At 67.5% G+C, this 24158-nt stretch carries 19 protein-coding genes; 9 read left to right on the plus strand and 10 right to left on the minus strand.

The window, feature by feature from the left end; translation table 11 throughout:
- The first annotated feature begins 7 nt into the window (after positions 1-7).
- The 4 genes from IPP91_08455 to IPP91_08470 all read left to right on the plus strand — a co-directional run bounded on the left by IPP91_08455 (position 8) and on the right by IPP91_08470 (position 5656).
- The gene (locus tag IPP91_08455; GenBank protein ID MBL0142098.1) at positions 8-1453 is read left to right on the plus strand and encodes a glutamate synthase subunit beta; all 1446 of its coding nucleotides are present in this window, start codon (positions 8-10) and stop codon (positions 1451-1453) included.
- A gap of 47 nt (positions 1454-1500) precedes the next feature.
- Complete coding sequence (locus tag IPP91_08460) at positions 1501-2310, plus strand: alpha/beta hydrolase (GenBank protein ID MBL0142099.1); 810 nt, start codon at positions 1501-1503, stop codon at positions 2308-2310.
- 45 nt (positions 2311-2355) lie between these two features.
- Entirely contained in the window at positions 2356-3411 is a 1056-nt protein-coding gene (locus IPP91_08465) for a uroporphyrinogen decarboxylase (GenBank protein MBL0142100.1), read from the plus strand.
- Between the two features lie 259 nt (positions 3412-3670).
- Positions 3671-5656 carry a primosomal protein N' gene (locus IPP91_08470; protein MBL0142101.1) on the plus strand — a complete coding sequence of 662 codons (1986 nt, stop codon included), beginning with the start codon at positions 3671-3673 and terminating at the stop codon, positions 5654-5656.
- 37 nt (positions 5657-5693) lie between these two features.
- Here IPP91_08470 and IPP91_08475 read toward each other — a convergent pair whose 3' ends face one another.
- A complete protein-coding gene (locus tag IPP91_08475; GenBank protein ID MBL0142102.1) occupies positions 5694-7727 on the minus strand; it encodes a recombinase in 2034 nt (677 codons plus the stop codon).
- 68 nt (positions 7728-7795) lie between these two features.
- On the opposite strand from IPP91_08475, the gene IPP91_08480 reads away from it, so the two are divergent.
- From IPP91_08480 to IPP91_08495, 4 genes are all read left to right on the plus strand, one after another.
- On the plus strand, positions 7796-9451 hold the full coding sequence (locus IPP91_08480; protein MBL0142103.1) for an arginine--tRNA ligase: 1656 nt from the start codon (positions 7796-7798) through the stop codon (positions 9449-9451).
- Positions 9452-10105, plus strand: coding sequence for an SPOR domain-containing protein (locus IPP91_08485; GenBank protein MBL0142104.1), 654 nt, complete (start codon positions 9452-9454; stop codon positions 10103-10105). It begins immediately after the preceding gene.
- A gap of 13 nt (positions 10106-10118) precedes the next feature.
- Positions 10119-10805, plus strand: coding sequence for a thiol:disulfide interchange protein DsbA/DsbL (locus tag IPP91_08490; protein MBL0142105.1), 687 nt, complete (start codon positions 10119-10121; stop codon positions 10803-10805).
- 93 nt (positions 10806-10898) lie between these two features.
- The gene (locus IPP91_08495) at positions 10899-11654 is read left to right on the plus strand and encodes an SDR family oxidoreductase (protein ID MBL0142106.1); all 756 of its coding nucleotides are present in this window, start codon (positions 10899-10901) and stop codon (positions 11652-11654) included.
- 59 nt (positions 11655-11713) lie between these two features.
- On the opposite strand, the gene IPP91_08500 is transcribed toward IPP91_08495, so the two are convergent.
- The 6 genes from IPP91_08500 to IPP91_08525 form a co-directional block, all read right to left on the minus strand.
- Positions 11714-13369: an argininosuccinate lyase gene (locus tag IPP91_08500; protein ID MBL0142107.1), complete on the minus strand. Its 1656-nt coding sequence runs from the start codon at positions 13367-13369 to the stop codon at positions 11714-11716.
- A 57-nt stretch (positions 13370-13426) separates the two neighbouring features.
- Complete coding sequence (locus tag IPP91_08505) at positions 13427-14233, minus strand: ABC transporter permease (protein MBL0142108.1); 807 nt, start codon at positions 14231-14233, stop codon at positions 13427-13429.
- A complete protein-coding gene (locus tag IPP91_08510) occupies positions 14230-15042 on the minus strand; it encodes an ABC transporter ATP-binding protein (protein ID MBL0142109.1) in 813 nt (270 codons plus the stop codon). The genes IPP91_08505 and IPP91_08510 overlap by 4 nt, the downstream gene beginning before the upstream one ends.
- Positions 15043-15136: 94 nt before the next feature.
- Positions 15137-16165, minus strand: coding sequence for an ABC transporter substrate-binding protein (locus IPP91_08515; protein MBL0142110.1), 1029 nt, complete (start codon positions 16163-16165; stop codon positions 15137-15139).
- Positions 16166-16236: 71 nt separating this feature from the next.
- The gene (locus IPP91_08520; GenBank protein MBL0142111.1) at positions 16237-16941 is read right to left on the minus strand and encodes a hypothetical protein; all 705 of its coding nucleotides are present in this window, start codon (positions 16939-16941) and stop codon (positions 16237-16239) included.
- A 3-nt stretch (positions 16942-16944) separates the two neighbouring features.
- Positions 16945-17880, minus strand: coding sequence for a hydroxymethylglutaryl-CoA lyase (locus IPP91_08525; protein MBL0142112.1), 936 nt, complete (start codon positions 17878-17880; stop codon positions 16945-16947).
- A gap of 58 nt (positions 17881-17938) precedes the next feature.
- Here IPP91_08525 and ppc point away from each other — a divergent pair, with 58 nt between their 5' ends.
- The gene (gene ppc, locus IPP91_08530) at positions 17939-20689 is read left to right on the plus strand and encodes a phosphoenolpyruvate carboxylase (GenBank protein MBL0142113.1); all 2751 of its coding nucleotides are present in this window, start codon (positions 17939-17941) and stop codon (positions 20687-20689) included.
- Positions 20690-20729: 40 nt separating this feature from the next.
- Here the strand turns inward: ppc and IPP91_08535 are convergent, their stop codons facing one another.
- From IPP91_08535 to IPP91_08545, 3 genes are all read right to left on the minus strand, one after another.
- A complete protein-coding gene (locus IPP91_08535) occupies positions 20730-21932 on the minus strand; it encodes a CoA transferase (GenBank protein MBL0142114.1) in 1203 nt (400 codons plus the stop codon).
- A complete protein-coding gene (locus IPP91_08540; GenBank protein MBL0142115.1) occupies positions 21929-23191 on the minus strand; it encodes an MFS transporter in 1263 nt (420 codons plus the stop codon). The genes IPP91_08535 and IPP91_08540 overlap by 4 nt, the downstream gene beginning before the upstream one ends.
- Before the next feature lie 108 nt (positions 23192-23299).
- A complete protein-coding gene (locus tag IPP91_08545; GenBank protein ID MBL0142116.1) occupies positions 23300-24037 on the minus strand; it encodes a SagB/ThcOx family dehydrogenase in 738 nt (245 codons plus the stop codon).
- Positions 24038-24158 lie beyond the last annotated feature (121 nt).

Here is a 24158-nt window from a genome sequence, read left to right on the forward strand (position 1 = left end):
AGAACCCATGGGAAAGATCACCGGCTTCATGGAAATCGCGCGCAAGGACCGAGGCTACGAGCCCGTTGCCGAGCGCATCAAGGTCTACAGGGAATTCACCCGCCCGCTCACCGATGCCGACATGAGCCAGCAGGGCGCGCGCTGCATGGATTGCGGGATCCCGTACTGCCAGACGGGCTGCCCGGTGAACAACGTGATCCCGGACTGGAACGACCTCGTCTACCGCGGGCACTGGCGCTCCGCGCTGGACGTGCTGCACTCGACCAACAATTTCCCGGAGTTCACGGGGCGCGTATGCCCGGCGCCCTGCGAGGCGGCGTGCACCCTCAACATCAACAACGACCCGGTCGCCATCAAGTCGATCGAGCAGGCCATCGTCGACAAGGGCTGGGCCGAGGGCTGGATCGTGCCGGAGGTTTCGGCCAGGAAGACGGAGCGCAAGGTGGCGGTGGTGGGTTCCGGCCCGGCGGGCCTTGCCTGCGCACAGCAACTCGCGCGCGCCGGCCACGACGTGACGCTCTTCGAGAAGAGCGATCGCGCGGGAGGACTGCTGCGCTACGGCATCCCCGACTTCAAGATGGAAAAGCACCTCATCGACAGGCGCCTGGAGCAGATGCGCGCGGAGGGCGTCACCATCCGCACCGGCATCAACGTGGGCGTGGACGTGAAGGCCGAGGAGCTGCTCGCGGGCTTCGACGCGGTCGTCCTCTCGGGCGGCTCGGAAAAGCCGCGCGACCTGCCGGTGCCGGGACGCGAGCTCTCCGGCATCCATTTTGCGATGGAATTCCTGCCGCTGCAGAACAAGGTCGTCGCGGGTGACAAGGTGCCGGGCCAGATACTCGCCACGGGCAGGAACGTCGTCGTGATCGGCGGCGGCGACACCGGCAGCGACTGCATCGGCACCTCGATCCGGCAAGGCGCGAAGTCGGTCATGAATTTCGAGCTGCTTCCCAAGCCCCCCGAGCAGGAGGACAAGCCGCTCACCTGGCCGTACTGGCCGCTCAAGCTGCGCACTTCCAGCTCCCACGACGAAGGCGCCAAGCGCGACTTCGCCGTGGCGACGAAGCGCTTCGAGGGAAAGAACGGCAAGGTCACGAGCCTCACCGCCTGCCACGTCGAATGGGTCAAGGACGAGAAGGGCGGCATGTCCATGAAGGAAGTGCCCGGCACCGAGTTCACGATTGCCGCCGATCTCGTGCTCCTCGCCATGGGCTACCTGCAGCCGGTGCACGAAGGCCTCGTGGCCGGCCTCGGCGTCGAAACGGACGCGCGCGGCAACGTGAAGGCCGCCACGGAAGGCAAGGGGTGCTACGCGACCTCGCAGGCCAAGGTCTTCGCCGCCGGCGACATGCGGCGCGGACAGTCGCTCGTCGTCTGGGCCATCCGCGAAGGCCGCCAGTGCGCCCGCGAGGTTGATGCCTTCCTCATGGGGACGTCGGACCTGCCTCGCTGAGGCGACCGTCCCCGACCCCGGCCCCGGAAGCGGGGCCCCTCGCCAAGGTGAAAGCCCTGCTCATCGCCGCCGTGCTCGCCTATGCGGGCATGGCCACGCTTCTCTGGTTCGCGCAGGAGCGCCTGCTGTTCTTTCCCCAGCCGCCGCGCGGCACGCCCGCGGGCCCTCCCGGCTGGACCCTCGAGAAAATCTCCATCTCCGCCGCCGATGGCACGCCGCTGGCCGGCGTGCTCCTGCTGCCGCCGCGTGAACCCGCCTCGCGAACTCCCGCGGTCCTCTACTTCGGAGGCAACGCGGAGGAAGTGACCGCCTACGCGGCCGATGCCGAGCGCCATTACGGCCGCCGCGCGGTGCTCCTGGTGAACTATCGCGGCTACGGCGATAGCGGCGGCCAACCGGGCGAGAAAGCCCTCGTGGCCGATGCGCTCGCCGTCCACGACTGGGCCGCACGCCGGGCCGACCTCGACTCCACGCGCCTGTGCGCCCATGGGCGCAGCCTCGGCTCCGGGGTGGCCGTGCAGCTCGCCGCCGCGCGAGGTCTGCACTGCGTCCTGCTCACCTCGCCCTACGACAGCCTCGTGGCCGTGGGCCGGTCGCACTATCCGTGGATGCCTGTGGAGCTGCTGCTGCGGCACCGATTCGATTCCCTCGCCCTCGCCTCCTCCTTGAAGATGCCCGTGCTCATGGCCTACGGCGCCGCGGACACGACCATCGCACCCGAGCATTCCGAGCGCCTCGCTGCCGCATGGGGCGGGCCGGTGGAGCGCCTGCGCATCGAGGGCCATGGGCACAACGACCTCGACCTCGACCCGCGCTACGCTCCCGCCATCACCGCCTTCCTGGACCGCCACCGTTGACGGTTGTCGCGGGCCCGCCGCCGGGCCGTGAGAGAATCGCACCCCATGAAAAACGACAACTTCCTTCGCGCCCTGCTCCGGCAGCCCACCGACTACACGCCCGTCTGGATCATGCGCCAGGCCGGCCGCTACCTTCCGGAATACAAAGCCACACGCCAGAGGGCCGGCAGCTTCCTCAAGCTCGCGAAGTCGCCGGAACTTGCCTGCGAGGTGACGCTGCAACCGCTGGACCGCTTCGCGCTCGACGCGGCCATCCTCTTCTCCGACATCCTCACCATTCCGGACGCGATGGGGCTGGGCCTGTATTTCGCCGACGGCGAGGGTCCGAAGTTCGAGCGCACGGTGCGAACCGAGGAGGACGTGAAACGCCTCGGTGCGGCGGACCTCGATTCGCTCAAGTATGTATTCGACGCGGTATCCCTCATCCGCAAGTCGCTCGATGGCCGCGTGCCGCTGATCGGGTTTTCCGGCAGCCCCTTCACGCTTGCCTGCTACATGGTGGAGGGAGGCGGCAGCGACGATTTCCGCCTCGTGAAGTCGATGCTCTACGCACGGCCCGACCTGCTGCACCGCATCCTGGAACTCAACGCGCAGTCCGTCACCGCGTATCTCAACGCGCAGATCGCCGCGGGCGCGCAGGCCGTGATGGTTTTCGATACCTGGGGAGGGGCGCTGTCCGACGCGGCCTACCACGAGTTCTCGCTCGCCTACGCGAAGAAGGTGTTCGCCGGCGTCACCCGCACCGCCGAGGGCCGCATCGTGCCGCGGATCTTCTTCACCAAGGGCGGCGGGCTCTGGCTCGAGTCGATGGCGGAAGCCGGCGTGGAGGCCCTCGGGCTCGACTGGACGATCGACATCGGCGCGGCGCGTGGGCGCGTGGGCGACAAGGTGGCGCTCCAGGGCAACATGGATCCGGCGGTGCTTTTCTCGTCGCCGGAGGCCATCGAGCGCGAGGCGAAGCGGATCCTGGAGGCCTTCGGGAAGGGTCCGGGGCACGTTTTCAACCTCGGCCACGGGGTCTCCCAGTTCACCCCGCCGGAGCACGTCCAGGCGCTCGTCGAGGCCGTCCATCGCCATAGCCTCGGGGCCGCGAAATCGTAGGCCGTGTCAAGAGGAAAATTTTCGCGGAAGTGATTGCCTATTCACATCTTGCGTGTTTTCGCTGCGACCTCGTACCCAACGGCTCCCGAAAATCAGCCAATTAAATAACATAATAATAATCAATTAGTTGCGAGATCATTCTCGCTGGAAATGTGAAGAATGAACCGCAAGTGCCGATTTTCCGCTGCGGCGGGCGAAAAAAAGCTCACAGAGTTATCCACAGGGCGAAAAGCCTCCTGAAGAGGGCGTTTCCGGCCCCATGAAAATCGCCCGCATCGCTCTCGACGTCCCCCTCGAGCAGGCCTTCGACTTCCTCGTTCCGGAGGGGCTCGATCCGGGTCGCGGCAGCCTCGTCGTCGTGCCTTTCGGTCGCGCATCCAAGGTGGGCGTGGTGGTGGCACGGACGGCCCGTTCGGATGTGCCCGCGGACCGGCTGCGCAGCCTCGAGAAGGGGATCGACGACGTCGCGCCCCTGACCGAACGCGACTTCGAACTGCTCGAATTCTGCGCGGGCTACTACCACCGCCCGCTGGGCGAGGTGATCCACGCGAGCCTGCCGCCGCGGCTTCGCCAGGCCAAGCGCCGCGCCATCAAGACGCCTGCGGCTGCCCCCTGCGCGACCGGCCCGTTTGCTTCCCCCGTCACGGCCACGCCGGCGCAGGAGGAGGCGCTGGCGCGCATCCGCGAAGGCTTCGGGCGGTTCCATCCCGTGCTCATCTCCGGCATCACCGGCAGCGGCAAGACGGAGGTGTACCTGCGGCTCATCGCGCAGACCCTGGCGCGAGGGCAGCAGGCGCTGTACCTCGTGCCGGAGATCGGCCTCACCCCGCAGCTCGAGTCACGCGTGCATGAACGCTTCCCCGGCGTGGCCATCGTCGCGGCCCACAGCCACCTGGGCGAAGGCGAGCGCGCCGCCGCGTGGCTTGCGGCACAGTCGGGGCGCGCGCGCATCGTGCTGGGCACGCGCCTGGCCGCGCTCTCCCCGATGCCGGAACTGGGGCTCATCATCGTGGACGAGGAGCACGACCCCTCCTACAAGCAGCACGAGGGCCTTCGCTACTCCGCGCGCGATGTGGCCGTTCGGCGCGCCCAGATGGCGGGGATTCCGGTGGTGCTGGGATCGGCCACGCCGTCGCTGGAGACGTGGGCCAACGCGAAGCAGGGGCGTTATGCGCTGGTGGAACTCAGGCAGCGGGCGCTGGCGACGGCGAGGCTGCCCTCGGTACGCATGGTCGACACGCGCGCCGACAAGCCCGTGGACGGCGTGACCGATGCGCTGCTGCGCGCGCTCAAGGCGCGAATCGCCCGCGGCGAGCAGAGCCTGGTGTTCCTCAATCGCCGCGGCTACTCGCCGGTGCTCTTCTGCCGCTCGTGCGCCTGGCATTCGGCGTGCAGCCGCTGCAGCGCGAACCTGGTGCTGCACCAGAAGGCGGGTGAGCTTCGTTGCCACCATTGCGGGCACCGCGAGCGCGTCCCCGCGCGTTGCCCCGGATGCGGCAGCCCCGACCTCGCCCCCGTGGGCCAGGGCACGCAGCGCATCGAGGAGACGCTCGCCGCTGCCCTGCCCGGTGCGCGCATCGCCCGTGTGGACCGCGATTCCACCGCGCGCAAGGGCGCGTTCGCCGAGATGCTGGGACAGGTGCGCGACGAGAAGATCGACATCCTCGTGGGCACGCAGATGCTCGCCAAGGGCCACGACTACCCCGGCCTCACGCTGGTGGGCGTGGTGGACAGCGACTGCGCGCTCTACAGCGTGGATTTCCGCGCGGCGGAGCGGCTCTTTTCCCTCCTGACGCAGGTGGCGGGGCGCGCCGGACGGGCGCAGCAGCCGGGCGAGGTGCTCATCCAGACCGATTTCGTGGCGCATCCGCTCTACGCGGCCGTCGCGGCGCACGACTACGCGGCCTTCGCCGATGCGGCGCTGGAGGAGCGCAGGCTCGCGCAGTTCCCTCCCTTCGCGCACATCGCGCTGCTGCGGGCGGAATCGAAGCACCCCGGCGAAGCGGCGGCGTTCCTGCGCGTGGCCGTAAGGCTCGCGCGGGGCATCGGCGGCAAGGTGGAAATCTTCGACCCGGTGCCCGCGCCCCTGGAGCGAAAAGCCGGATTCGAGCGCGCCCAGCTCCTCGTGCGCGCCTCCTCGCGCGCCGCGCTGCAGCCTTTCCTTCGCAAGTGGAAGGCGGCGCTGGACGAGCGGGCCGAGCGGCGCGTGCGCTGGTCGCTCGACGTCGATCCCCAGGAAAATTGAGGGACAGACCCTCAAAGCCTGCCGCTGGGTCTTTCCGTCACTTCTCCTTCTTCGGAAAAAGGAAGGTTACGGGCTCGCGGACCAGGCGGCGCAGGATGGCACCATAGACCGCGCCGCGTGCCGCGCCATCCGTCTCGCGCGCCCGGACGGCGACCTGCAGCGCGAGCGCAAAGCTCACGCCGACGTTCAGTACGCCGATGACCGCTATGCCGGCGACGGCGAGCCAGAAGGCACTCGTCGCCAGGAACGACCATCCCAGCACCACCATCGCGGCCGCCAGCTGGCCGGTCGAAAGCGTCACGTGGCGCACTTCGACGGGCAGGCCGAAGAAGTCGAACGCGACGGGCACCAATCCGAGCAGGAATCCCAGCGAGAGGTTGGCCGCCAGGCCCGCGATCTCGCGGTCGAGAAACCCGGCCACGCGCTGCATCGTCGAGGGCCCGAATACAAAGGCGAGCCGACGGTGCGCGGCAATGGCAGGCCCCAGCCGCCGGCAATGGAACCAGTTGTCCACCCAGCCGGCCAGCACGCTCGAGAACCACAGCAGGACGCCCGTGAAGGCCGCGAAGAGCGCCGACGGACCGAGGGCGGAAAGCGACTCGACGGTCTTCGACGCCTTGTGGGCGTCCATCGGGATCGTGAACGCGTTTGCCAGCACGAGCCCCAGCAGGTAGGCGGCCGGGAAGACGACGAAGACGTTGCCGAAGATGCTCGCGGACTGCGATCGCACGAGGTTCGCCACCTCGTCAACGAACGCCTCCATCTTCCCCCGGTCCGCGAGTCCCTTCATGCGTGCCGCGAGAGCGGGTGCCGTCATGGCCGGCTGCTTGGTGGCCACGGTAAGTCCGGTGAACTGGATGAAGACGAAGGACCCCGCGTAGTTGATCGACGCGAGGAGACCGTCGAAGAATGGCGGCCAGTGCAGCGCGGAAAAAGCGAACTTCACGTACGTGGTGACGGCAATGACCGCGCCGCCGCCGCTCGCGCGCTTCACCATGTCCGCGTATTCGGCGCGATTGCGCGTGATGTAGTGCTCGCCCGTCTCGGCGCTTCGCTCCACCACCTTGCGCGCCGCGAGGGAGAAATTCTGGTTGAGTAGCGCAAGCGCGCTGCGGTGGTCGTGCACGTCGCGGATGAGGCTCCCGATGAAATGGGGCAGCACCTGCGGCAGGTGCTCGGGAAACGCGAGAAGATCCGTCAGCTCGCCGGCACGCTGCAGTTGCGCGCGGATGCGCTCGAGCTGGTAGACCACCGAGACGCTGACACCCTGGTCGTCGAGGTGCGTGTAGGCCTGCTCGACCTCGAGCAGCGATGCCCCGATGAGCTTTTGCAGCGCCTCGGCCTTTGCGGTTCGGTTGCCGTGGTCGTCGCCGGCGCAGGATTCGACGAAATCCGTCGCAGCCGCCGGCAGGGCCCAGGCGACGAGCGAACCCGATTCGTCCGGCTGCATGCGCCGGCGAACCGCCGAGGGCAGCGTGGCCGCGCACACCTGCACGGCGAGGCTCGCCACGGCCCGCGCGGCCGCTTTCGCAAGCTCCGCGCGAAATTCGGCGGCCGCCTCGCCGTGAGCCAGGAGCGCCAGCACACCGGTCCAGTTCTCCGCCGAAATGCCCGACACCCGTCCAGCATCCTCGCGCTCCGGGAAAATCTGGACGAAGAGACCGGCCAGATCGGTGGGCGGCGGCTCGGGAAGGACCTTCGCCAGCATCCGGTTGATGAACTCGCCCAGGAAGCCGGCCTCGCGCGGCATCCCCGTCTCGATGAGGAGATCGAAGGCGTCCCGATGGCCGAGCGCTGCGCGCAGCGTCGCGGCAAAGGCCTCCCTCTTCTCCGGCTGGCGCGTGAGGACGCCGAGCAGATGCTTCAACCGAACCGACTGGGCTGACGAGGCTCTTGCCTCCGCATTGTCGCCGAGTCCGGCCCGAAGCCAGGACGACACGTCGCGAAGCCACGCCAGCCTGTCCTCGGCAGTTGCGGCCGGCTTCGCATGCGCAAGGATCGAGTCCAGCCCCACATGGGGGTCGGCCGACTCCCGCCAACGGGAAATCCATCGGAAGATCTGGAGGGACACGGGGGTGAAATGGGTCGCGCAGGAGTGCGCCCGTATAATAGTGGGTTTTCGCGAGCAGCCCCGATACCGTGACCGAAGCCGACCCCAAAGCCCGACTTGCCGCCCTCGTGACCGGTGCCGTCCGCGCCGCATTTCCCGATGCGGGCGACCTGGCGGTGGACCTGGACCGCCCGAAGAACGCGGACCACGGCGACTTTGCCACGAACGTGGCTCTTCAGCTCGCCAAGCGCGTGGGTATGAAGCCGCGCGATGCGGCACAGGCCATCGTCACCGCCCTGGGCCAGGCGCCGGAGATCGCGAAGACCGACATCGCCGGCCCCGGCTTCATCAATTTCACGCTCTCCAGGGCCTCGCGCTTCGGCGTGGTCTGCGCGATCCAGGCCGCCGCCAGCGACTTCGGGCGCGGCCGCTCCGGCGAGGGCAGGACCATCATGGTCGAGTTCGTCTCGGCCAACCCGACCGGTCCGCTGCACGTGGGACACGGCAGGCAGGCGGCGCTGGGTGACGCGATCTCCACGCTCCTCGAATCGCAGCGCTGGAAGGTGCTGCGCGAGTTCTACTACAACGACGCCGGCAACCAGATCGCGAACCTGGCGCTCTCCGTGCAGTTCCGCATCCGCGAGGCGAAGGGCCTCGTCGCGGCAGCCGACATGCACGACGACTGGTACCGCGGCGACTACATCAAGGACATCGCGCGCGACTACGTGGCGCAGGAACCGGCGGACGCCACGGGCGACGACCTGGAGGCCATCCGCAAGTTCGCGATCGCGTACCTGCGCGGCGAGCAGGACGCCGACCTGCGCGCCTTCGGCGTGAAGTTCGACTCCTACTTCCTCGAAAGCTCGCTTTACACCGACGGCAAGGTGGACGAGACGGTGAAGATGCTCATCGCCGCGGGCCGGACCTACGAGGCGGACGGCGCGCTGTGGCTCAGGACCACCGACTTCGGCGACGACAAGGACCGCGTGATGCGCAAGTCCGACGGGACCTACACGTACTTCGTGCCGGACGTCGCCTACCACCTCACCAAGTATCGCCGCGGCTACACCTCGGCCGTGAATGTGCAGGGCGCCGATCACCACTCGACCGTGACGCGCGTGCGCGCGGGACTGCAGGCGCTCGCCACCGGAGTCCCCGAGGGCTACCCCGACTACGTGCTGCACCAGATGGTGACGGTGATGAAGGGCGGCCAGGAGGTGAAGATCTCCAAGCGCGCCGGCTCCTACGTCACGGTGCGCGATCTCGTCGAGGAGGCCGGACGTGACGCCGTGCGCTGGTTCTTCACCATGCGCAAGGTCGATTCGCACCTCGTCTTCGACATCGACCTCGCCAGGAGCCAGAGCGACGAGAACCCCGTGTACTACGTGCAGTATGCGCACGCGCGCATCTGCTCGGTGCTGCGCGAATGGGGCGGAGATGAGGCATCGCTTGCCCGCGCCGACCTCTCAGCGCTCGGCACGGCGCACGAGGCGGCCCTCGCGCAGTCGCTTGCGCAGTTTCCGGAAGTGCTCGAACGCGCAGCGCGCGAATTCTCCCCGCACCTCGTCAGCTTCTTCCTGCACGACGATTTGGCGGCCCGGTTGCATACCTACTACAATGCCGAGCGTTTCCTCGTCGAGGACGAGAAGGTGAAACTCGCGCGGCTGGCCCTTGTCGCCGCGACGCGACAGGTTCTCGCCAACGGCCTGGCCGTACTCGGCGTCAGCGCGCCGGAGAGGATGTAGATGCCGAAGGATTTCAAGAACAACCCCCCGCCGCGAGATGCCGGCCGCACGGCCCATCCGATGCTGCTCGGCATGATCATCGGGCTGCTCATGGGGATCGTCATCGCGCTCGGGGTAGCGCTGTGGCTCAATCGCCTGTCGAGCCCGTTCATGGAAAAGGCGAAGCCCATCGAGCCGCTTGCGAAGATCGGCCCCACGCAGCCGCCCAAGCCCGAGGAGAAAGGCTCGCCCGCGGAAAAAGCCGCCGAAAAGCCCAGGACCGACCGGCCGCGCTTCGAGTTCTACACCATGCTCCCGGGCGAGAAGGAAGTGACGGACAAGGAGGCCAAGGCCGCCGCCAAGCCCAGGGAGCCCGCCAAGGCGGGCCCGGGTTCCTCGCCCGCCCAGCCCAAGCCGCACAGCGGGGAGGCCTACTGGCTCCAGGCCGGCGCTTTCGGCGAGGAAAAGGACGCCGACAACCTGAAAGCCAAGATCGCGTTTTCCGGCCTGGAAGCGGCGGTAAAGCCGGCGGAGATTCCCGGCAAGGGCACGCTCTACCGTGTCCGGCTGGGCCCCTACCAGAGCCTCGAGGACGCGAACCGAATCAAGGCGGCGCTGTCACAGAACGGCGTCGACGTCACGATCATCCGCACCGACGAAACTAAGAACCGCTAACGGAGTTACGAACATGGACCTGCGCCGCATCCTCACGCTCGCCGTCGCCGCCCTGGGCCTCCTGGCCGGCGCCGCTCACGCCCAGTTGCGCCTGGGGCAGGAGTACACCCTGCTCAGCTCCCCGCAGGCAACCGACGGCGGCGGCAAGGTCGAGGTGATCGAGTTCTTCTCTTACGCCTGCGGCCACTGCTACAAGCTCGAGCCCTTCCTGGCGAGCTGGGTCAAGAAGCTGCCCGCCGACGTGGTCTTCAAGCGTGTCCCCGGCGTCGGCGCCGGCGCCTGGTCCCAACTGGCGTTGCTCTACTACACCTTCGAGGCCATGGGCAAGCTCGACGCACTGCACAGCAAGGCGTTCGACGCGATGCACAGGGACAACACGAACCTCGCCAATCCCAAGGTTCGAGACCAGTGGCTCGCCAAGGAAGGCATCGACCCGGTCCAGTACGCCGCCGTCGAAAAGTCCTTCTCCGTGCAGTCGAAGCTTGCGCGCGCCACGCAGCTCATGGGCGCCTACAAGGTGGACGGCGTGCCGATGGTCATCGTGAACGGCAAGTACGTCACCTCGACCGGCCACGCCGGCGGCCCGGAAAAAGTGATCCCCGTGGTCGAGCAGCTCGTCGCCATGGCGCGCAAGGAAATGGGCACCACGGCCGCCGCCGCGCCGGCCGCGGCAGCCAAGCCGGTAGCGGTCAAGAATTAGGGGTGTACAGGGGGTCAGGTTACTTTGCGCGCTTCCGGTGCAAAGTAACCTGACCCCCTTTACATTCAAGGCAACCTGACCCCTTTTCATTCCATGGTCGTATTCCTCACAGGCGCGAGCAGCGGCATCGGCGAAGCGCTCGCCCGCCAGTACGCCGCGCGGGGCGCAACGCTGGGCCTGGTCGCCCGGCGCGCCGATCTCCTCGACCGCCTTTGCCAGTCGCTGCCCTCCGGGGCGCAGACTTACGTCGCGGACGTGCGCGACATCGGCGCCCTGCAGGCCGCAGCGGCGGATTTCGTCGCAAAGCACGGCGTACCCGATCTCGTCATCGCCAACGCCGGCATCTCGCACGGAACGATCACGGAGAACGCGGCGGACATCGACGTCTTCCGCCAGATCCTCGACATCAACGTGATCGGCATGGTGAACACCTTCCACCCCTTCGTGGACGCGATGCGCAAGGCGGGGCGGGGAAAGCTGGTGGGTGTGGCGAGCGTGGCGGGCTATCGCGGACTGCCCGGCGCCGGGGCGTACAGCGCCTCGAAGGCGGCCGCGATTCGCTACTGCGAGAGCCTGCGGGTGGAACTGCGCGGCAGCGGCGTGAAGGTGGTGACGATATGCCCCGGCTACATCGCCACGCCCATGACCGCGAAGAACCCCTACCCGATGCCGTTCATCATCACGGCCGATGACTTCGCCCGGCGCTTCGCCCGGGCGGTGGAGGCGGGCAAGGATTACGCGGTCATCCCCTGGCAGATGGCGATCGTCGCCAGGCTCCTCACCGTGCTACCCAACTTTCTGTTCGACGCCACCTTGGCCAGGACCGGGCGCAAACCCCGGAAGCCGTAACTCCGGGGTCGGTTTTGCCGATCCGGCCCCGGTGTAGCGGTGCCAGCCGAATTCAAGGCTCACGGGTCGGCCAGCAACCGGGCAAATGCCTTGTCGAGTTTCGCATCGGCGTCCTTCAGGCCCTGCCGGGTGCTCTGCATCCACGACTTGTCGGCCTTCAACGTCGCCTGCGCTTCGCCCAGCATTCGCTCGACCTCCGCCGGCTGCGGTCCGCCGACTCCCACGCGGCTCTTCACCATGTATTCGGACGACAGGACCTGCCGCAGTTCGGCCTCCTTGATCGGCAGCCGCGTGTCGGGCAGCTTGTACTTCGTGATGGCCAGCGCATAGAGCTCCACGGCCTTCGCGTAGGGGAAGTCCCTCGGGCGCAGACCGTTGTTCCGGGCGAAGGTGACCATGGACGAGGCAAAGCTGTGGCCGACGCGGAAGGGAATCTGGTGGTCCTTCTGCAGCGTCTCGGCAAGCTCCATCGAGGTGGTCCAGTCGTCCTCGAGCTCTTCCAGCGAGCGCCTGGGATTGACCGTCAGGGCATCCAGGACCGCGTTGGTGGCGGTGATCATCTTCACGGCTTGCGCAAAGAAGCCGATCTCGGCCGCGGGTTCCTTGTAGTCGGTCATGCCGGTCGTGACGTTATGGCCCCGGATCGTGACCGTCTGCGCCAGGCCCACCACGTTGGAAGCCGCCTCACGCGCACGCATGATGAGGCCGGGGTTGCGCTTCTGCGGCATCGCGCTGCTGGTGTAGGTGGACCCTTCCTGCAGCAGCATCCAGGGCCGGGTCTGGTGATACTGCGTATGGATGTCCTGCAGGATGACGCCCAGCCGAATGGCCGTGGAAGACGCGATGCCCGTGGCCTCCAGCGCGACGTCGGAGGGACTGACCTGGCTCGAGTCCAGGGAGTTCTCGATGATGCCGTCGAAGCCCAGGAGTTCGGCCATGCGCCTGCGGTTGAGCGGCCAGCTGGAGTTGGCAAGAACCGCGGTTCCCATCGCGCTGCGATTGAGCCTCCTGTACAGGTCGTGGATGCGCTGCGCGTCGCGATCGAAGGAGGCTTCGTACGCCAGCAGATAGTGGGCATAGCTGATGGGCTGGGCCTGGACCCCGTTGGTGTAGGCGGGCACGATCGTGTTCACGTTCTTCGCGGCTGCCACGAGTACGCGCTCGCGCATGGCATTCAGGGCGTCGGAGAAATCGAGCACCTGGTTGCGTAGCCTCGCCATCCGGTAGGTCGCGTACATGTCCTGGCGGCTGCGTCCGGCGTGGATCAGGGATGCGTCCGGGCCGATCGAGTCCGTGATGATCGCCTCGATCTGCAGTACGTCGCTGGGACGCTTGCCGCCGGGCGCGGCAGCCTGCGCGATCGTGTGGTTCACGCCCCCGGCGATTTTGCGGCCCATGTCGCGCGGCAGGATCCCTTCCTCGACCAGCATGACCGAGGAGGCCTTGTTGATCTTGTTCAACCAGTAGAACTGGTCCTCGGCCTGGTCGATCTTGCTGGTCGTGTTGGCCGAGGCGTTCGGCGCAGGGACGAACGCGCCGATCTTCGCCGCCTGCTCGGTGCACTCGGCGGTTGTGCGGCAGGGCAGCTGCCCAGTATCCGCGGCCGATGCCAGGCCGGGCGCGGTCGAAAGCGACATGACGAGTATTGCAAGCTTGTGGTTCACGCTATTTTCTCCGGTTGTCGAACATCCCTGCCCGAAGCTCGCTTGCCTCATGGGGCAGGCACGGGTTTCAGGCCGCTTTTCGTGATGGCGGGAATCGGCGCCTGCCGGCTAGAGCTGCGGCTCCGTCTCGCCCTGCGTCGGGCGCCAGACGAGCAGCCGCTTCTCCGCGAACGAAACCGCGAAGTCGAGCACGAGCGCAAAGATCGTGAGCACGAGGATCCCCGCGTACACCGTGTTGATGTCGAAGGACCCCTCGGCCATGTGGATGAGATAGCCCACGCCCTTGGCGCTGCCGAGGTATTCGCCCACCACCGCGCCGACGAAAGCCATGCCGACCGACGTGTGCAGGCTGGAAAATACCCACGAGGTCGCAGAGGGCAGGTACACGTAGCGCAGGAGCTGCCGCCGCGAGGCGCCCAGCATCGTCGCGTTGCTGAGGACCACGGGGCTCACTTCCTTCACGCCCTGGAACACGTTGAAGAAGACGATGAAGAAGACGAGGGTCACGCCCAGCGCCACCTTCGACCAGATGCCCAGCCCGAACCACACCATGAAGATGGGCGCCAGCACCACGCGCGGCATGGCGTTCATGGCCTTGATGTAGGGGTCCAGGAGCGCCGAGGCGAAGGGCGTGAGGCCCAGCCACAGCCCGATCACCAGCCCCGCGACCGAGCCGATCACGAAGGCGAGCGCCGTCTCCTGCAGCGTCACCCACAGGTGCGGGTAGATCTCGCCGCCCGTGAACCACACCCCGATCACCTGGAAGATCTTCACCGGCTCGCCGAAGAAGAAGGCGGCGCGGTTGGGGTTGTCCCACACGAAGGGCGGGATGAGGTCCGGGTGCGTGGCCACGTGCCAGAATCCGAAGAGGAGGACGAGGAGGATGGTCTGCCAGATCCAGAGCTTCTTCCTCATGCCGTCGTCCTGTTGCGCGTCTGCGCGTAGCCCTTGAGCACCTCGCCCTTCATGGCGTGCCAGATCCCTTCGTGCAGCTTGATGAAGCGCGGCGTGAGGCGGATCTCCGACACGTCGCGCGGGCGCGGCAGGTCGACCCTGTATTCACCGATGGGGTGCGTGGCAGGGCCCGCGGAGAGCACCACGACCCGGTCCGAGAGGCTGATGGCCTCCTCGAGATCGTGCGTGATGAAGATGACGCTCTTGCGGTTCGCGCTCCACAGCTCCAGCAACTCGTTCTCCATCAGCTGGCGCGTCTGCACGTCGAGCGCGGAAAAGGGCTCGTCCATGAGCAGGATCTGCGGGTCGAGGATCAGCATCTGTGCGAGGCAGACGCGCTTCCTCATGCCGCCGGAGAGCTGGTGCGGATAGCGGTCTCCGAAGCCGGCCAGGCCCACGCGCTCGAGCCAGGCCTCGCCCCTGGCGCGCGCCGATTCCGGCTCCTCGCCGCGGAACTGCAGCCCGGCCGTCACGTTGCCCAGGGCGCTTCTCCACGGCATGAGCGCCTCGGTCTGGAACATGTAGCCGGCGTGGCGGTTGATGCCGGAGAGCGGCTCGCCGTGGATCTTCACCGAGCCGGAGGAGGGCTTGAGCAACCCCGCCGCGACGTTGAGCAGCGTGGACTTCCCGCAGCCCGTGGGGCCCACGACGGAGACGAACTCGCCGGGCGCAATGGAAAGGTCGACGTCCCTGACCGCCGTGTAACTTCCTTCCCCGCCCCGCGCGGCGAAAGTGCAGGTGACCTTTTCCAGCGATACGGATGCGGTCATCGCGCCGTGGATCCCTAGCCGGCTCGTGTTGAGCGGCGGACCGAGCCCGTCCGCTCGAACACGGCTCCCGGTGCCCCTGGCTGCCCGCCGTCTCTCATCTGTATTTGGCGGCGGCCTTGCGGGCGAATGAATTGTCGAAGGTCTGGTCGAGCTTGATCGAATCGCCCGCCGCGATCACCGAGGGCTCGAACTGCTTGAGCACCTTGTACACGTTCTGCGCGGCCTTCATCGACATCTGCCCGTCCTCGGAATACCCGACCATGTTCTTGAGCAACCCCGCCTTGTACAGCGAGGGATTGCCGGCCTTGTAGGCATCCGGCATCAGGTCGACGATTTCCTGCGGCGTGGCCTTCGCGATCCAGCGATCGGCGCGCACCATCGCGTTCACCACCGCCTGCACCGTGTTCGGGTTCTTCCTGATGAACTCGTCGGTGATGTAGATCACGCTCGCGTGGTAGTCGCCGCCGTAGATCTCGTTCATGCCCTTCTCGGTGCGGCTGTCGGCCACCGCGACGTACTTGCCGGTCGCCTCGAGCTGGGTGATGACCGGGTCGAGGTTGGAGATCGCGTCGATCTCGCCCTTTTCCATCGCGGCGACGGCGCCCGAGCCCGTGCCCACCCCGACCACGGCGATGTCGGTGGGCTTGAAGCCGCCCTTGGCGAGAATGTTGTTCACGAACATGTTGGTCGAGGAGCCCGGGGCGGAGACGCCCACCTTCAGCCCCTTGAGGTCGGCCGGCCCCTTGTACTTCGCCGCCTTGTCCCTGGGCAGCAGCAGCACGATGGAGCTGTATTTGGCCTGCAGCACGACTGCCTTGATGGGCTGCTTCTTCGCCGCCATGTTGATGGTGTGCTCGTAGGCGCCCGAGACCATGTCCGCCGAGCCGCCCACCAGCGCCTGCAACGCCTTGGCGCCGCCGGCAAAGTCGGGAATCTCGACTTCGAGGCCCTCTTCCCTGAAGTAGCCCTTGCGCTCGGCCACCGACAGCGGCAGGTAGTAGAAGAGGCTCTTGCCGCCGACCGCGATCGTGATTTTCTTCTTCTCCGGCGCCTGCGCCCCGGCGGTGAGCGCGACCATCGTCCCCATGGCAAGGGCCGCGAGCATCTTCAGCATCCGCTTCATCCTGCTTCTCCTCTCGTTGTTCGATGTAACAATGGGGTCAGGTTCGCGAACCTGACCCCATTGTTACATTGCTAGAAGCGCCAGCCGGCCTTGGCCGATAGCGTGTTGTTGCTGCCCAGCTTTTCCACCTCGAAGGCAAGGTTCAGGATGGCGAGGTTCACGTTGAGGCCGACGAAGACGCGGCTCTTGCTGAATTGCTCGTCGGAGAGGGACGTGCCGTTGGCCTCCGCGGCGGTGCGCACCACGCCCGCGCCGATGTACGGCGTCGCGACCGTGAACACCTTGGATACCATGACGTCCGCGGCAAGCGTCGAGATCCTGACCCCGCCCATGTCCGAGGAAACCGTGCCCGAGGCGCGCAACGCGACCGCCGGCGTGGTGATGCCATCGGCGAGCACCGCATACCGCGCGTCGAGGCCGAACACCGTCGCATTCACGTTGGATGCCGCGCCCACGAAGGCCCCGATGTCGAAGCCACCGGGCAGGCCCTTGTAGATGTGCAGCTTGGGCACCGCGATGTAGTCGGGCGAACCGTTGCCTGCGAGGCTGAAGACACCGGAATTCGTCACTTCCGTGGCCGAGACTTCGAGCCCGATATCGAAGCCCGTGAGCCCCAGCGGTGTCGCGGGCGTGACCCCCTTGTACGAGAGCGCGGCGCCCAGGTCCTCCGAAAGGCTCCGGAACTGGCTCTGGCTGAGCGAGCCGAGCAACGGAAAATCCCCCGCGGCAGCCGGAAGTGCGCAGGCAAGCAGCGAGGCAAGCAGCAGTCTTTTCATCGGTCAGCCCTTGAGGGTTTCGGGAAGGTCGTGCCGCTCCAGGCTCTTGCCGGCCTTGGCCACCTGGCCGGGCGTGTCGTGCCCCACGATACCGGGTATGCGGCGGGAAGCGGCGATGAGTCTGTCGAGATCCACGCCGGTGTCGTGGCCCATGTCCTGGAGCATGTTGACCATGTCCTCGGTGCAGATGTTGCCGGTGGCACCGGGCGCGAAGGGGCAGCCACCCAGGCCGGAGACGGATCCGTCGAAGGAGCGAACGCCCGCCTCGATGCCCGCGATCACGTTCGCGAGGCCCATGCCGCGCGTGTTGTGGAAGTGCAGCGTGTAGAACGCGTCGTCCGTGCCGGGGAAGCGGTCGAGCACGCGCGCCGTGAGCGCCTCCACCTGCCGGGGATTGGCCATGCCGGTGGTGTCCGCGAGCGAGATGCCGTCCACGCCCGCGGCCCGGAAGGCCTCGACGAAGCGCAGCACCGCGCTCTCGTCCACCTTGCCCTCGAAGGGGCAACCGAAGGTGGTGGACAGGCTCATCGTCATCCTGATCCCGGCCTCGTGCGCCGCCCGCACCATCGTCGGCAGATCGGCCAGGGACTGCTCGTGGGAGCGGTTGATATTGGCGCGATTGTGCGATTCCGAGGCCGACATGACGCCGTTCACCTCGTCCGGCTTCCTCGCGGTGGCGGCCGCATTCTGCACGCCCCGGAGATTGGGCACCAGGGCCACGTACACCACGCCCGGCACGCGTTCGATGCCCGCGAGCACCTCGTTTGCGTCCGCGAGGGCCGGAATGGCCCTGGGGCTCACGAAGGAGGTCACCTCGATCTTGTGCAGGCCCGTGCGCGACAGTTCGTCGATGAGCGAGACCTTCGTCGCCGTCGGGATGAAGGTCTTCTCCATCTGGAATCCGTCGCGAACAGCGACGTCGTTGATGTGGAGGCGCATGGGGAGCCCGGGTCCGGAAAGGTGGATTTTACCCCGCGATTCGGCGAAGCTTGGCGCCATGGGCACACTCGACAAGGACGCCGCGCTCACCGCGGACATCCGGCTGCTGGGGCGCATCCTCGGCGATACCCTCAAACTGCACGAGGGCGAGGCCACCTACGCGCTCATCGAGACCCTGCGCCAGCTTGCCGTGGCGAGCCGCCGGCTGGAGGACGTGACCTCGCGCCGCTCCCTTGCCGACACCCTGGATGACCTGACCGACGACCAGGCAGTCGTGGTGGTGCGGGCGTTCAGCTACTTCTCGCTGCTCGCCAACATCGCCGAGGACCGGCACCACATCCGGCGCCAGCGCGAGAACCGCCGCCAGGGGTCGAAGCCGCTTGCCTCGACGCTGCGCGGGCTCTTCGCCGACGCGCTCGAGCGCGGCACGACGCGGGCCGAGGGCATGGCCACGCTCTCGGAAGTGCGCGTCACCCCCGTCCTCACCGCCCACCCCACGGAAGTGCAGCGCCGCAGCACGCTGGACATCCAGCTCGCCATCGCGGATGGGCTGGCCCGGCTCGACAGCGCCGACCTGCTGGAGGAGGAGCGCACGGCAGCCGAAGGGGAGCTTCGCCGGCTGGTGGCCACCCTCTGGCAGACGCGAATGCTGCGCGCCGTGAAGCTGGGGGTGAAGGACGAGATCGAGAACGCGCTCGCCTACTTCGACTACACGTTCATCGATGCCGTGCCGCGCATCCATGGCGACATCGAGGACTCGGTGGCGCAGCTTCCGGGCGACGCGCCGGCTCCCGCCTTGCCCACGGTCCTTTCCATCGGCAGCTGGGTAGGCGGCGACCGCGATGGCAATCCCTTCGTCACCGCCGAGATGCTCGAGCACGCCTTTCGCCGGCAGGCGGAGATCGCCTTCGACCACTATTTCCGGGAGGTGCATGCGCTCGGGGCGGCGCTGCCCATTTCCGGGCTGCTGATCCGGCTGACTCCCGCGATGAAGGCTCTCGTGGAGCAGTCCTCCGACCGGTCGCCCTTCCGGCAGGACGAGCCGTATCGCCGGGCGCTGACGGGCATGTTCGCGCGGCTGGCGGCGACGGCCGCGGACTTGGGGCTCAAGCGCGAGCACCGCACGGCAGTGGGAAAGGGCGAGCCGTACGCGGATGCGCAGGCGTTCGCCGCCGACCTGGAGGTGGTCGACGAAAGCCTTCGCGCCGGCAACGCGGCCATGCTGGCCGACGGGCGCCTGCGCCACCTGCGGCGCGCGGTGCGCACCTTCGGATTCCACCTCGCCACGGTGGACCTGCGGCAGAACGCGGACGTTCACGAGCAGGTGGTCGCCGAATTGCTGCGCGTGGCTCGCGTGGCGCCCGATTACCTCGCGCTGGAGGAGGCCGCGCGGCAGAAGGTCCTGCTCGCCGAGCTGGCCACGCCGCGACCCTTGCGCTCCCCGTTCGCGGACTACTCGGACCTGACGAAGGAAGAACTCGCCATCGTCAGCGCGGCAGCCAGGGTGCACGCCTCGCTGGGGCCGGAGTCGATCCGCCAGTACGTGATCTCCAAGGCCGAGAGTGTTTCGGACCTGCTGGAAGTGGCGGTGATGCTCAAGGAGGCGGGTCTCGTCGTCCCGGGCGGGAAACCGGTCTCGAAGCTGCAGATCGTGCCGCTCTTCGAGACGATCGACGACCTTCGCCAGGCGCCCGCGACGATGCGCGCGTGGTTCGCGCTGCCAGAGGCGAAGTCGATGGTGGCCTGTCTCGGTGGCGTGCAGGAAGTGATGCTCGGCTACTCCGACAGCAACAAGGACGGCGGCTACGTCACCTCCAACTGGGAGCTCTACAAGGCGGAGGCGGAGCTGGTGGCGGTGTACCGCGAAGCGCGCGTGCGCCTTCGCTTCTTCCACGGACGCGGTGGCACCGTGGGGCGCGGCGGCGGACCCTCGTACGAGGCGATCCTCGCGCAGCCGCCGGGAAGCGTGCAGGGCGAATTGCGGCTCACGGAACAGGGCGAGGTGATCGCGGGCAAGTACGCCAACCGCGACATCGGCAGGAGAAACCTCGAAGCGCTCGTTGCCGCCACGGTGCGCGCAACCCTGGACGAGGCGCCGCGTGAGGAGCATGCGGAATACCACGCGGCGATGGAGGAGATTTCCAGGTCGGCCATGGCGGCGTACCGCGGGCTCGTGTACGAGACGCCCGGATTCGTGGAGTACTTCCGCGCTTCCACCCCGATCCGCGAGATAGCCGAACTCAACATCGGCTCGCGCCCGGCCTCGCGCAAGCCCTCGCAGAGGATCGAGGACCTGCGCGCGATTCCCTGGGTGTTCTCCTGGGCGCAGTGCCGCGTGATGCTGCCGGGGTGGTACGGGCTGGGCAGCGCCGTGGAAGCGTTCATCGCCAGGCGCGGGGACAAGGGCCGGGCGCTGCTGCAGGAGATGTGGCGCGAGTGGCCGTTCTTCGGCGCCATGCTGTCCAACCTGGAGATGCTGCTCGCCAAGGCAGACCTGTCCGTGGCCGCGCGCTACAAGGAACTGGTGCCGGATGCGAACCAGGCGGACGAGATCTTCGGGCGCATCCGCAGCGAGATGGATTTCACGGTGAAGGCCTTCCTCACCATCACCGCGAGCAAGGGTTTCCTCGAGAAAAACCCCGCTCTCGCGCGCTCGATCCGCAACCGCTTCCCCTACCTCGATCCCCTGAACCACCTGCAGGTGGAGCTCCTCAAGCGCTACCGCGCCGGGGATTCCGAGCAGAAGGTGCACCGCGGCATCCACCTCACCATCAACGGGCTGGCCGCCGGCCTTCGCAACTCCGGCTGATTTCCGGAGGCGGTTCCGGAGAACCCGATACCTGTCCCCTTCAGGATACGACGCCGGCCGTGCGCAGGGATTGAAGACGCGCGTCGTCGTAGCCGATGGCGCGCAGCACCTCGTCGGTATGCGCCCCCAGCTTCGGCCCGATCCACTTCGTCTCTCCGGGCGTGGCGGAGAGCTTCGGCACGATGCCGGGCAGCAGCAGGTCCTCCTCGCCCAGCTTGTGGCGCTCGATCATGCCGCGTGCCTGGTAGTGCAGGTCGGCGGCGATGTCGGCGATCGAATAGATGCGGCCCGAGGGCACCTCGGCCTTCTCCAGCACCGCGAGCGCCCCGTCGAGATCGACCGTGGCGGTCCACTCGCCGATGGCACGATCGAGTTCCTCCGTGCGCTTCACCCGCCCGGCGTTGCCGGCGAGCGAGGGATCGTCCGCGAGGTCGGGCCGGCCGATGACCTTCATCATCCGCTTGAAGATGGAATCGGCATTCGCGCCGATGACGACATACTTCCCGTCGCCGCACCGGTAGGTGTTCGATGGCACGATGCCGGGCAGGGCCGAGCCGGTACGCTCGCGAACGTTGCCGCCCATCCCGTATTCCGGAAGCGTGGATTCCATCATCGCGAACACCGCCTCGTAGAGCGCCACATCGACCACCTGCCCCGTGCCCGAGGTGGCGCGGTGGTGGATGGCCGTGAGTGCCCCGATGACGCCGAACAGGGCTGCGAGCGAATCGCCGATGGAGATGCCCACGCGGACCGGCGCGCGGTCCGGGTAGCCGGTGATATGGCGCATGCCGCCCATCGATTCGCCAATGGCGCCGAAGCCGGGACGATCCTTGTACGGGCCGGTCTGGCCGAAGCCGGAGAGCCGCACCATCACGAGGCCCGGATTGGCTTTCGAGAGCGCGTCGTAGCCCAGGCCCCACTTCTCCATCGTGCCCGGACGGAAGTTCTCCACCACGATGTCCGCCGTGGCGACGAGATCCCGCACCACCTGCTGACCTTCGGGCGCCTTCAGGTTCACGGCGATCGATTTCTTGTTGCGCGCCTGGGCGTACCACCAGAGCGAATTGCCCTCGTGGAGCTGGCGCCATTTGCGAAGCGGGTCGCCCTCGCCCGGCGACTCGATCTTGATCACGTCGGCACCGAATTCGGCGAGCAGGCGCGCGCAGTAGGGGCCGGCGATGAGCGTGCCCATCTCGACGACCTTGAGGTTGGCGAGCGCGGCAGTGGTCGATTTCGAGGTCATGACGTCTCCCTGTGCGGCCGGCGAGGGCCGGGATGGGAATGGGGCCATTTTTCCACCCCTGCCAGCCGCGCTCGTTTCCAGAGAAAGGCCGCGATGGCCAGGTTCACGAGATTCCACGCGATGCCGTTCAGGAACGCTGCGTGGTACGACCCCGTGAGGTCGAAGATCTTCCCCGACATCCACCCGCCCAGCGCCATGCCCAGGAGGGTGCACATGATCACGGCCCCCGTGCACGCGCCGGCCTCGCGCGCCGGGAAATGCTCGCGGACGATGATCGCGTAGGAGGGCACGATGCCGCCCTGGAAGAGCCCGAAGAGGATGGAAATGACGTACAGCGGCACGAGCCCGTCGAAAGGCAGGAAGAGCGCCAGTGCCACCATCTGCAGGAAGGAACCCAGCAGCAGCGTGCGCAGCCCGCCGATGTGGTCGCAGATCCACCCGGAAACGAGGCGGCTCACGATGCCGAAGCCGAGCATCAGGGAGAGCATCTGCGCCCCGCGGGCCGCGCCGTAGCCGAGATCGCCGCAGTAGGCGACGATGTGCACCTGCGGCATCGACATGGCCACGCAGCACGCTGTCCCCGCGATCATCAGCAGCGCGAGCGCGGCGTGGGGCGTGAGCCCGAAAGGCCGATCGGGCGACGAGGTGCCGTTCGACGGCGCAGTGGAGGCAACGGCTTCCGGCGGCCGCTTGTGGAGCAGGAGCGCCAGCACCGTCATCGAGACGCCGCAGAAAATGCCCATCCAGATGTAGCCCTGCCGCCATCCCACTGTCTCGACGAAGTGCTGCACCACCGGAGGCCAGATGGCACCGCCCAGGTAATTGCCGCTCGCGCAAACCGCGACCGCGATGCCGCGTCGCTTGACCCACCACAGCGAGGTGTCCGCGAGCAGCGGCGAGAAGGTGGCGGAAATGCCGAGGAACCCCAATACCACGCCGTGCAGAAGGTTGAAGAGGTGGATGTCGTCCGCGAACGCGGCGCCGACATAGCCCAGGCCGATGCAGGTCGAACCGACGAGAAGCGGCACCATCACCCCGAAGCGATCCGCAAGCCGGCCCATGAGTACGCCGCCCACGCCCATGCCGATCATCAGGAGCGAATAGGGCATCGAGGCATCGGCCCGCACCACGCCGAATTCCGCCTGTACCGCCGGCAACACCACCGGCACCACGTACATGACACTGGCGCCGATGGTCATGATGGCGAGCGTGACCACCAGGCGGAAGGCTGCGTACGGAGAGTCGGCTCGTGGCTCCATCGAGCGCACAGGATACCCCTCACCTCCACCCCACTCCCCGAGGAAGGAGGAGCCTGCCGATCGCGAGGGTTCGCCCGGCGCTGGACAGGCCGGGGGTGAGGGTTGCGGCTACGCTTCCTTCGGGTACCCCACCGTCTGCGCGAAGGTGACGAACTGGTCCTCGTCCAGCCGCATCGCCCGCGCGAGCTTCGCGTAATCCACCGCGCCCCGGAAGACCGTGGCGAGCCCCGCGCAGGCGCAGTAGAGGTACACGTTCTGGCCCGTGAACGCGCTGTCGACCGAGCAGAAGAGCTTGCAGTTCTCCGGCGTGAGCTCCGACATGCGCGCGCCGTTCGCCACGTACACGAGGTTGAGGGGCGCGGTGCGCACGAAGTCCTGCTGCCCGGTCTGCGCGCGGATGTCGCCCGCCGGGTGCGGCAGGAGCGCGTGGCGCTTCGGGTCATACAGCCACAACCCGTCCTCCATGGCCGCGTAGACGTCGATCACGGCAATGTGGCGCCAGCTGGGCGCCGTGCGGTCGCCGCTGGCGCGGTTGACCCCGTAGGCAGCCCACAGGAGGTCGGACAGCACCTGCTCGGGTATCCGGCGATTGGAGAATTCGCGCGTGGAGCGGCGCAGCGACAGCGCTTGCATGAGCGGCATGCCGCCTTCCTTCGCAGGCGCCGGCAGCAGCCGCACCTGTTCGGGAGCCATCGCAGGCGCCGCGGCCGTCGCCGCCGGGATAAGCCCCGGCAAGATGATCGCCGCACCGGCAAAGGCAGCGCCGGTGTTGCTCAGGAATTCGCGGCGGGAATACCGGGCGGCGGCGGCGGGAAATTCGTCGCTCCGGTGACGAGGGGTTGTCATGGCAGCCTCCTCGGGATCCCCTGAGGGCGCCACGGGACGCGGCGTTCAGGCGACCTGGTGTTTCTCAATCCTAGCCCGCGTATCGGCGGGAGAATTGATGGGGGTCAAGCAAGCATTCGTG

The organism is Betaproteobacteria bacterium (assembly GCA_016720855.1).
In the GTDB taxonomy this organism is placed as follows: domain Bacteria; phylum Pseudomonadota; class Gammaproteobacteria; order Burkholderiales; family Usitatibacteraceae; genus FEB-7.

What these genes read in the sequence shown, in the direction of transcription:
- IPP91_08535 (MBL0142114.1), bottom strand. Translation starts at nt 21,932, where the DNA reads ATGACCTCGAAATCGACCACTGCCGCGCTCGCCAACCTCAAGGTCGTC.
- IPP91_08490 (MBL0142105.1), top strand. Translation starts at nt 10,119, where the DNA reads ATGGACCTGCGCCGCATCCTCACGCTCGCCGTCGCCGCCCTGGGCCTC.
- IPP91_08485 (MBL0142104.1), top strand. Translation starts at nt 9,452, where the DNA reads ATGCCGAAGGATTTCAAGAACAACCCCCCGCCGCGAGATGCCGGCCGC.
- IPP91_08515 (MBL0142110.1), bottom strand. Translation starts at nt 16,165, where the DNA reads ATGAAGCGGATGCTGAAGATGCTCGCGGCCCTTGCCATGGGGACGATG.
- IPP91_08495 (MBL0142106.1), top strand. Translation starts at nt 10,899, where the DNA reads ATGGTCGTATTCCTCACAGGCGCGAGCAGCGGCATCGGCGAAGCGCTC.
- IPP91_08545 (MBL0142116.1), bottom strand. Translation starts at nt 24,037, where the DNA reads ATGACAACCCCTCGTCACCGGAGCGACGAATTTCCCGCCGCCGCCGCC.
- IPP91_08455 (MBL0142098.1), top strand. Translation starts at nt 8, where the DNA reads ATGGGAAAGATCACCGGCTTCATGGAAATCGCGCGCAAGGACCGAGGC.
- IPP91_08540 (MBL0142115.1), bottom strand. Translation starts at nt 23,191, where the DNA reads ATGGAGCCACGAGCCGACTCTCCGTACGCAGCCTTCCGCCTGGTGGTC.
- IPP91_08520 (MBL0142111.1), bottom strand. Translation starts at nt 16,941, where the DNA reads ATGAAAAGACTGCTGCTTGCCTCGCTGCTTGCCTGCGCACTTCCGGCT.
- IPP91_08465 (MBL0142100.1), top strand. Translation starts at nt 2,356, where the DNA reads ATGAAAAACGACAACTTCCTTCGCGCCCTGCTCCGGCAGCCCACCGAC.
- IPP91_08525 (MBL0142112.1), bottom strand. Translation starts at nt 17,880, where the DNA reads ATGCGCCTCCACATCAACGACGTCGCTGTTCGCGACGGATTCCAGATG.
- IPP91_08505 (MBL0142108.1), bottom strand. Translation starts at nt 14,233, where the DNA reads ATGAGGAAGAAGCTCTGGATCTGGCAGACCATCCTCCTCGTCCTCCTC.
- IPP91_08500 (MBL0142107.1), bottom strand. Translation starts at nt 13,369, where the DNA reads ATGAGGCAAGCGAGCTTCGGGCAGGGATGTTCGACAACCGGAGAAAAT.
- ppc (MBL0142113.1), top strand. Translation starts at nt 17,939, where the DNA reads ATGGGCACACTCGACAAGGACGCCGCGCTCACCGCGGACATCCGGCTG.
- IPP91_08470 (MBL0142101.1), top strand. Translation starts at nt 3,671, where the DNA reads ATGAAAATCGCCCGCATCGCTCTCGACGTCCCCCTCGAGCAGGCCTTC.
- IPP91_08510 (MBL0142109.1), bottom strand. Translation starts at nt 15,042, where the DNA reads ATGACCGCATCCGTATCGCTGGAAAAGGTCACCTGCACTTTCGCCGCG.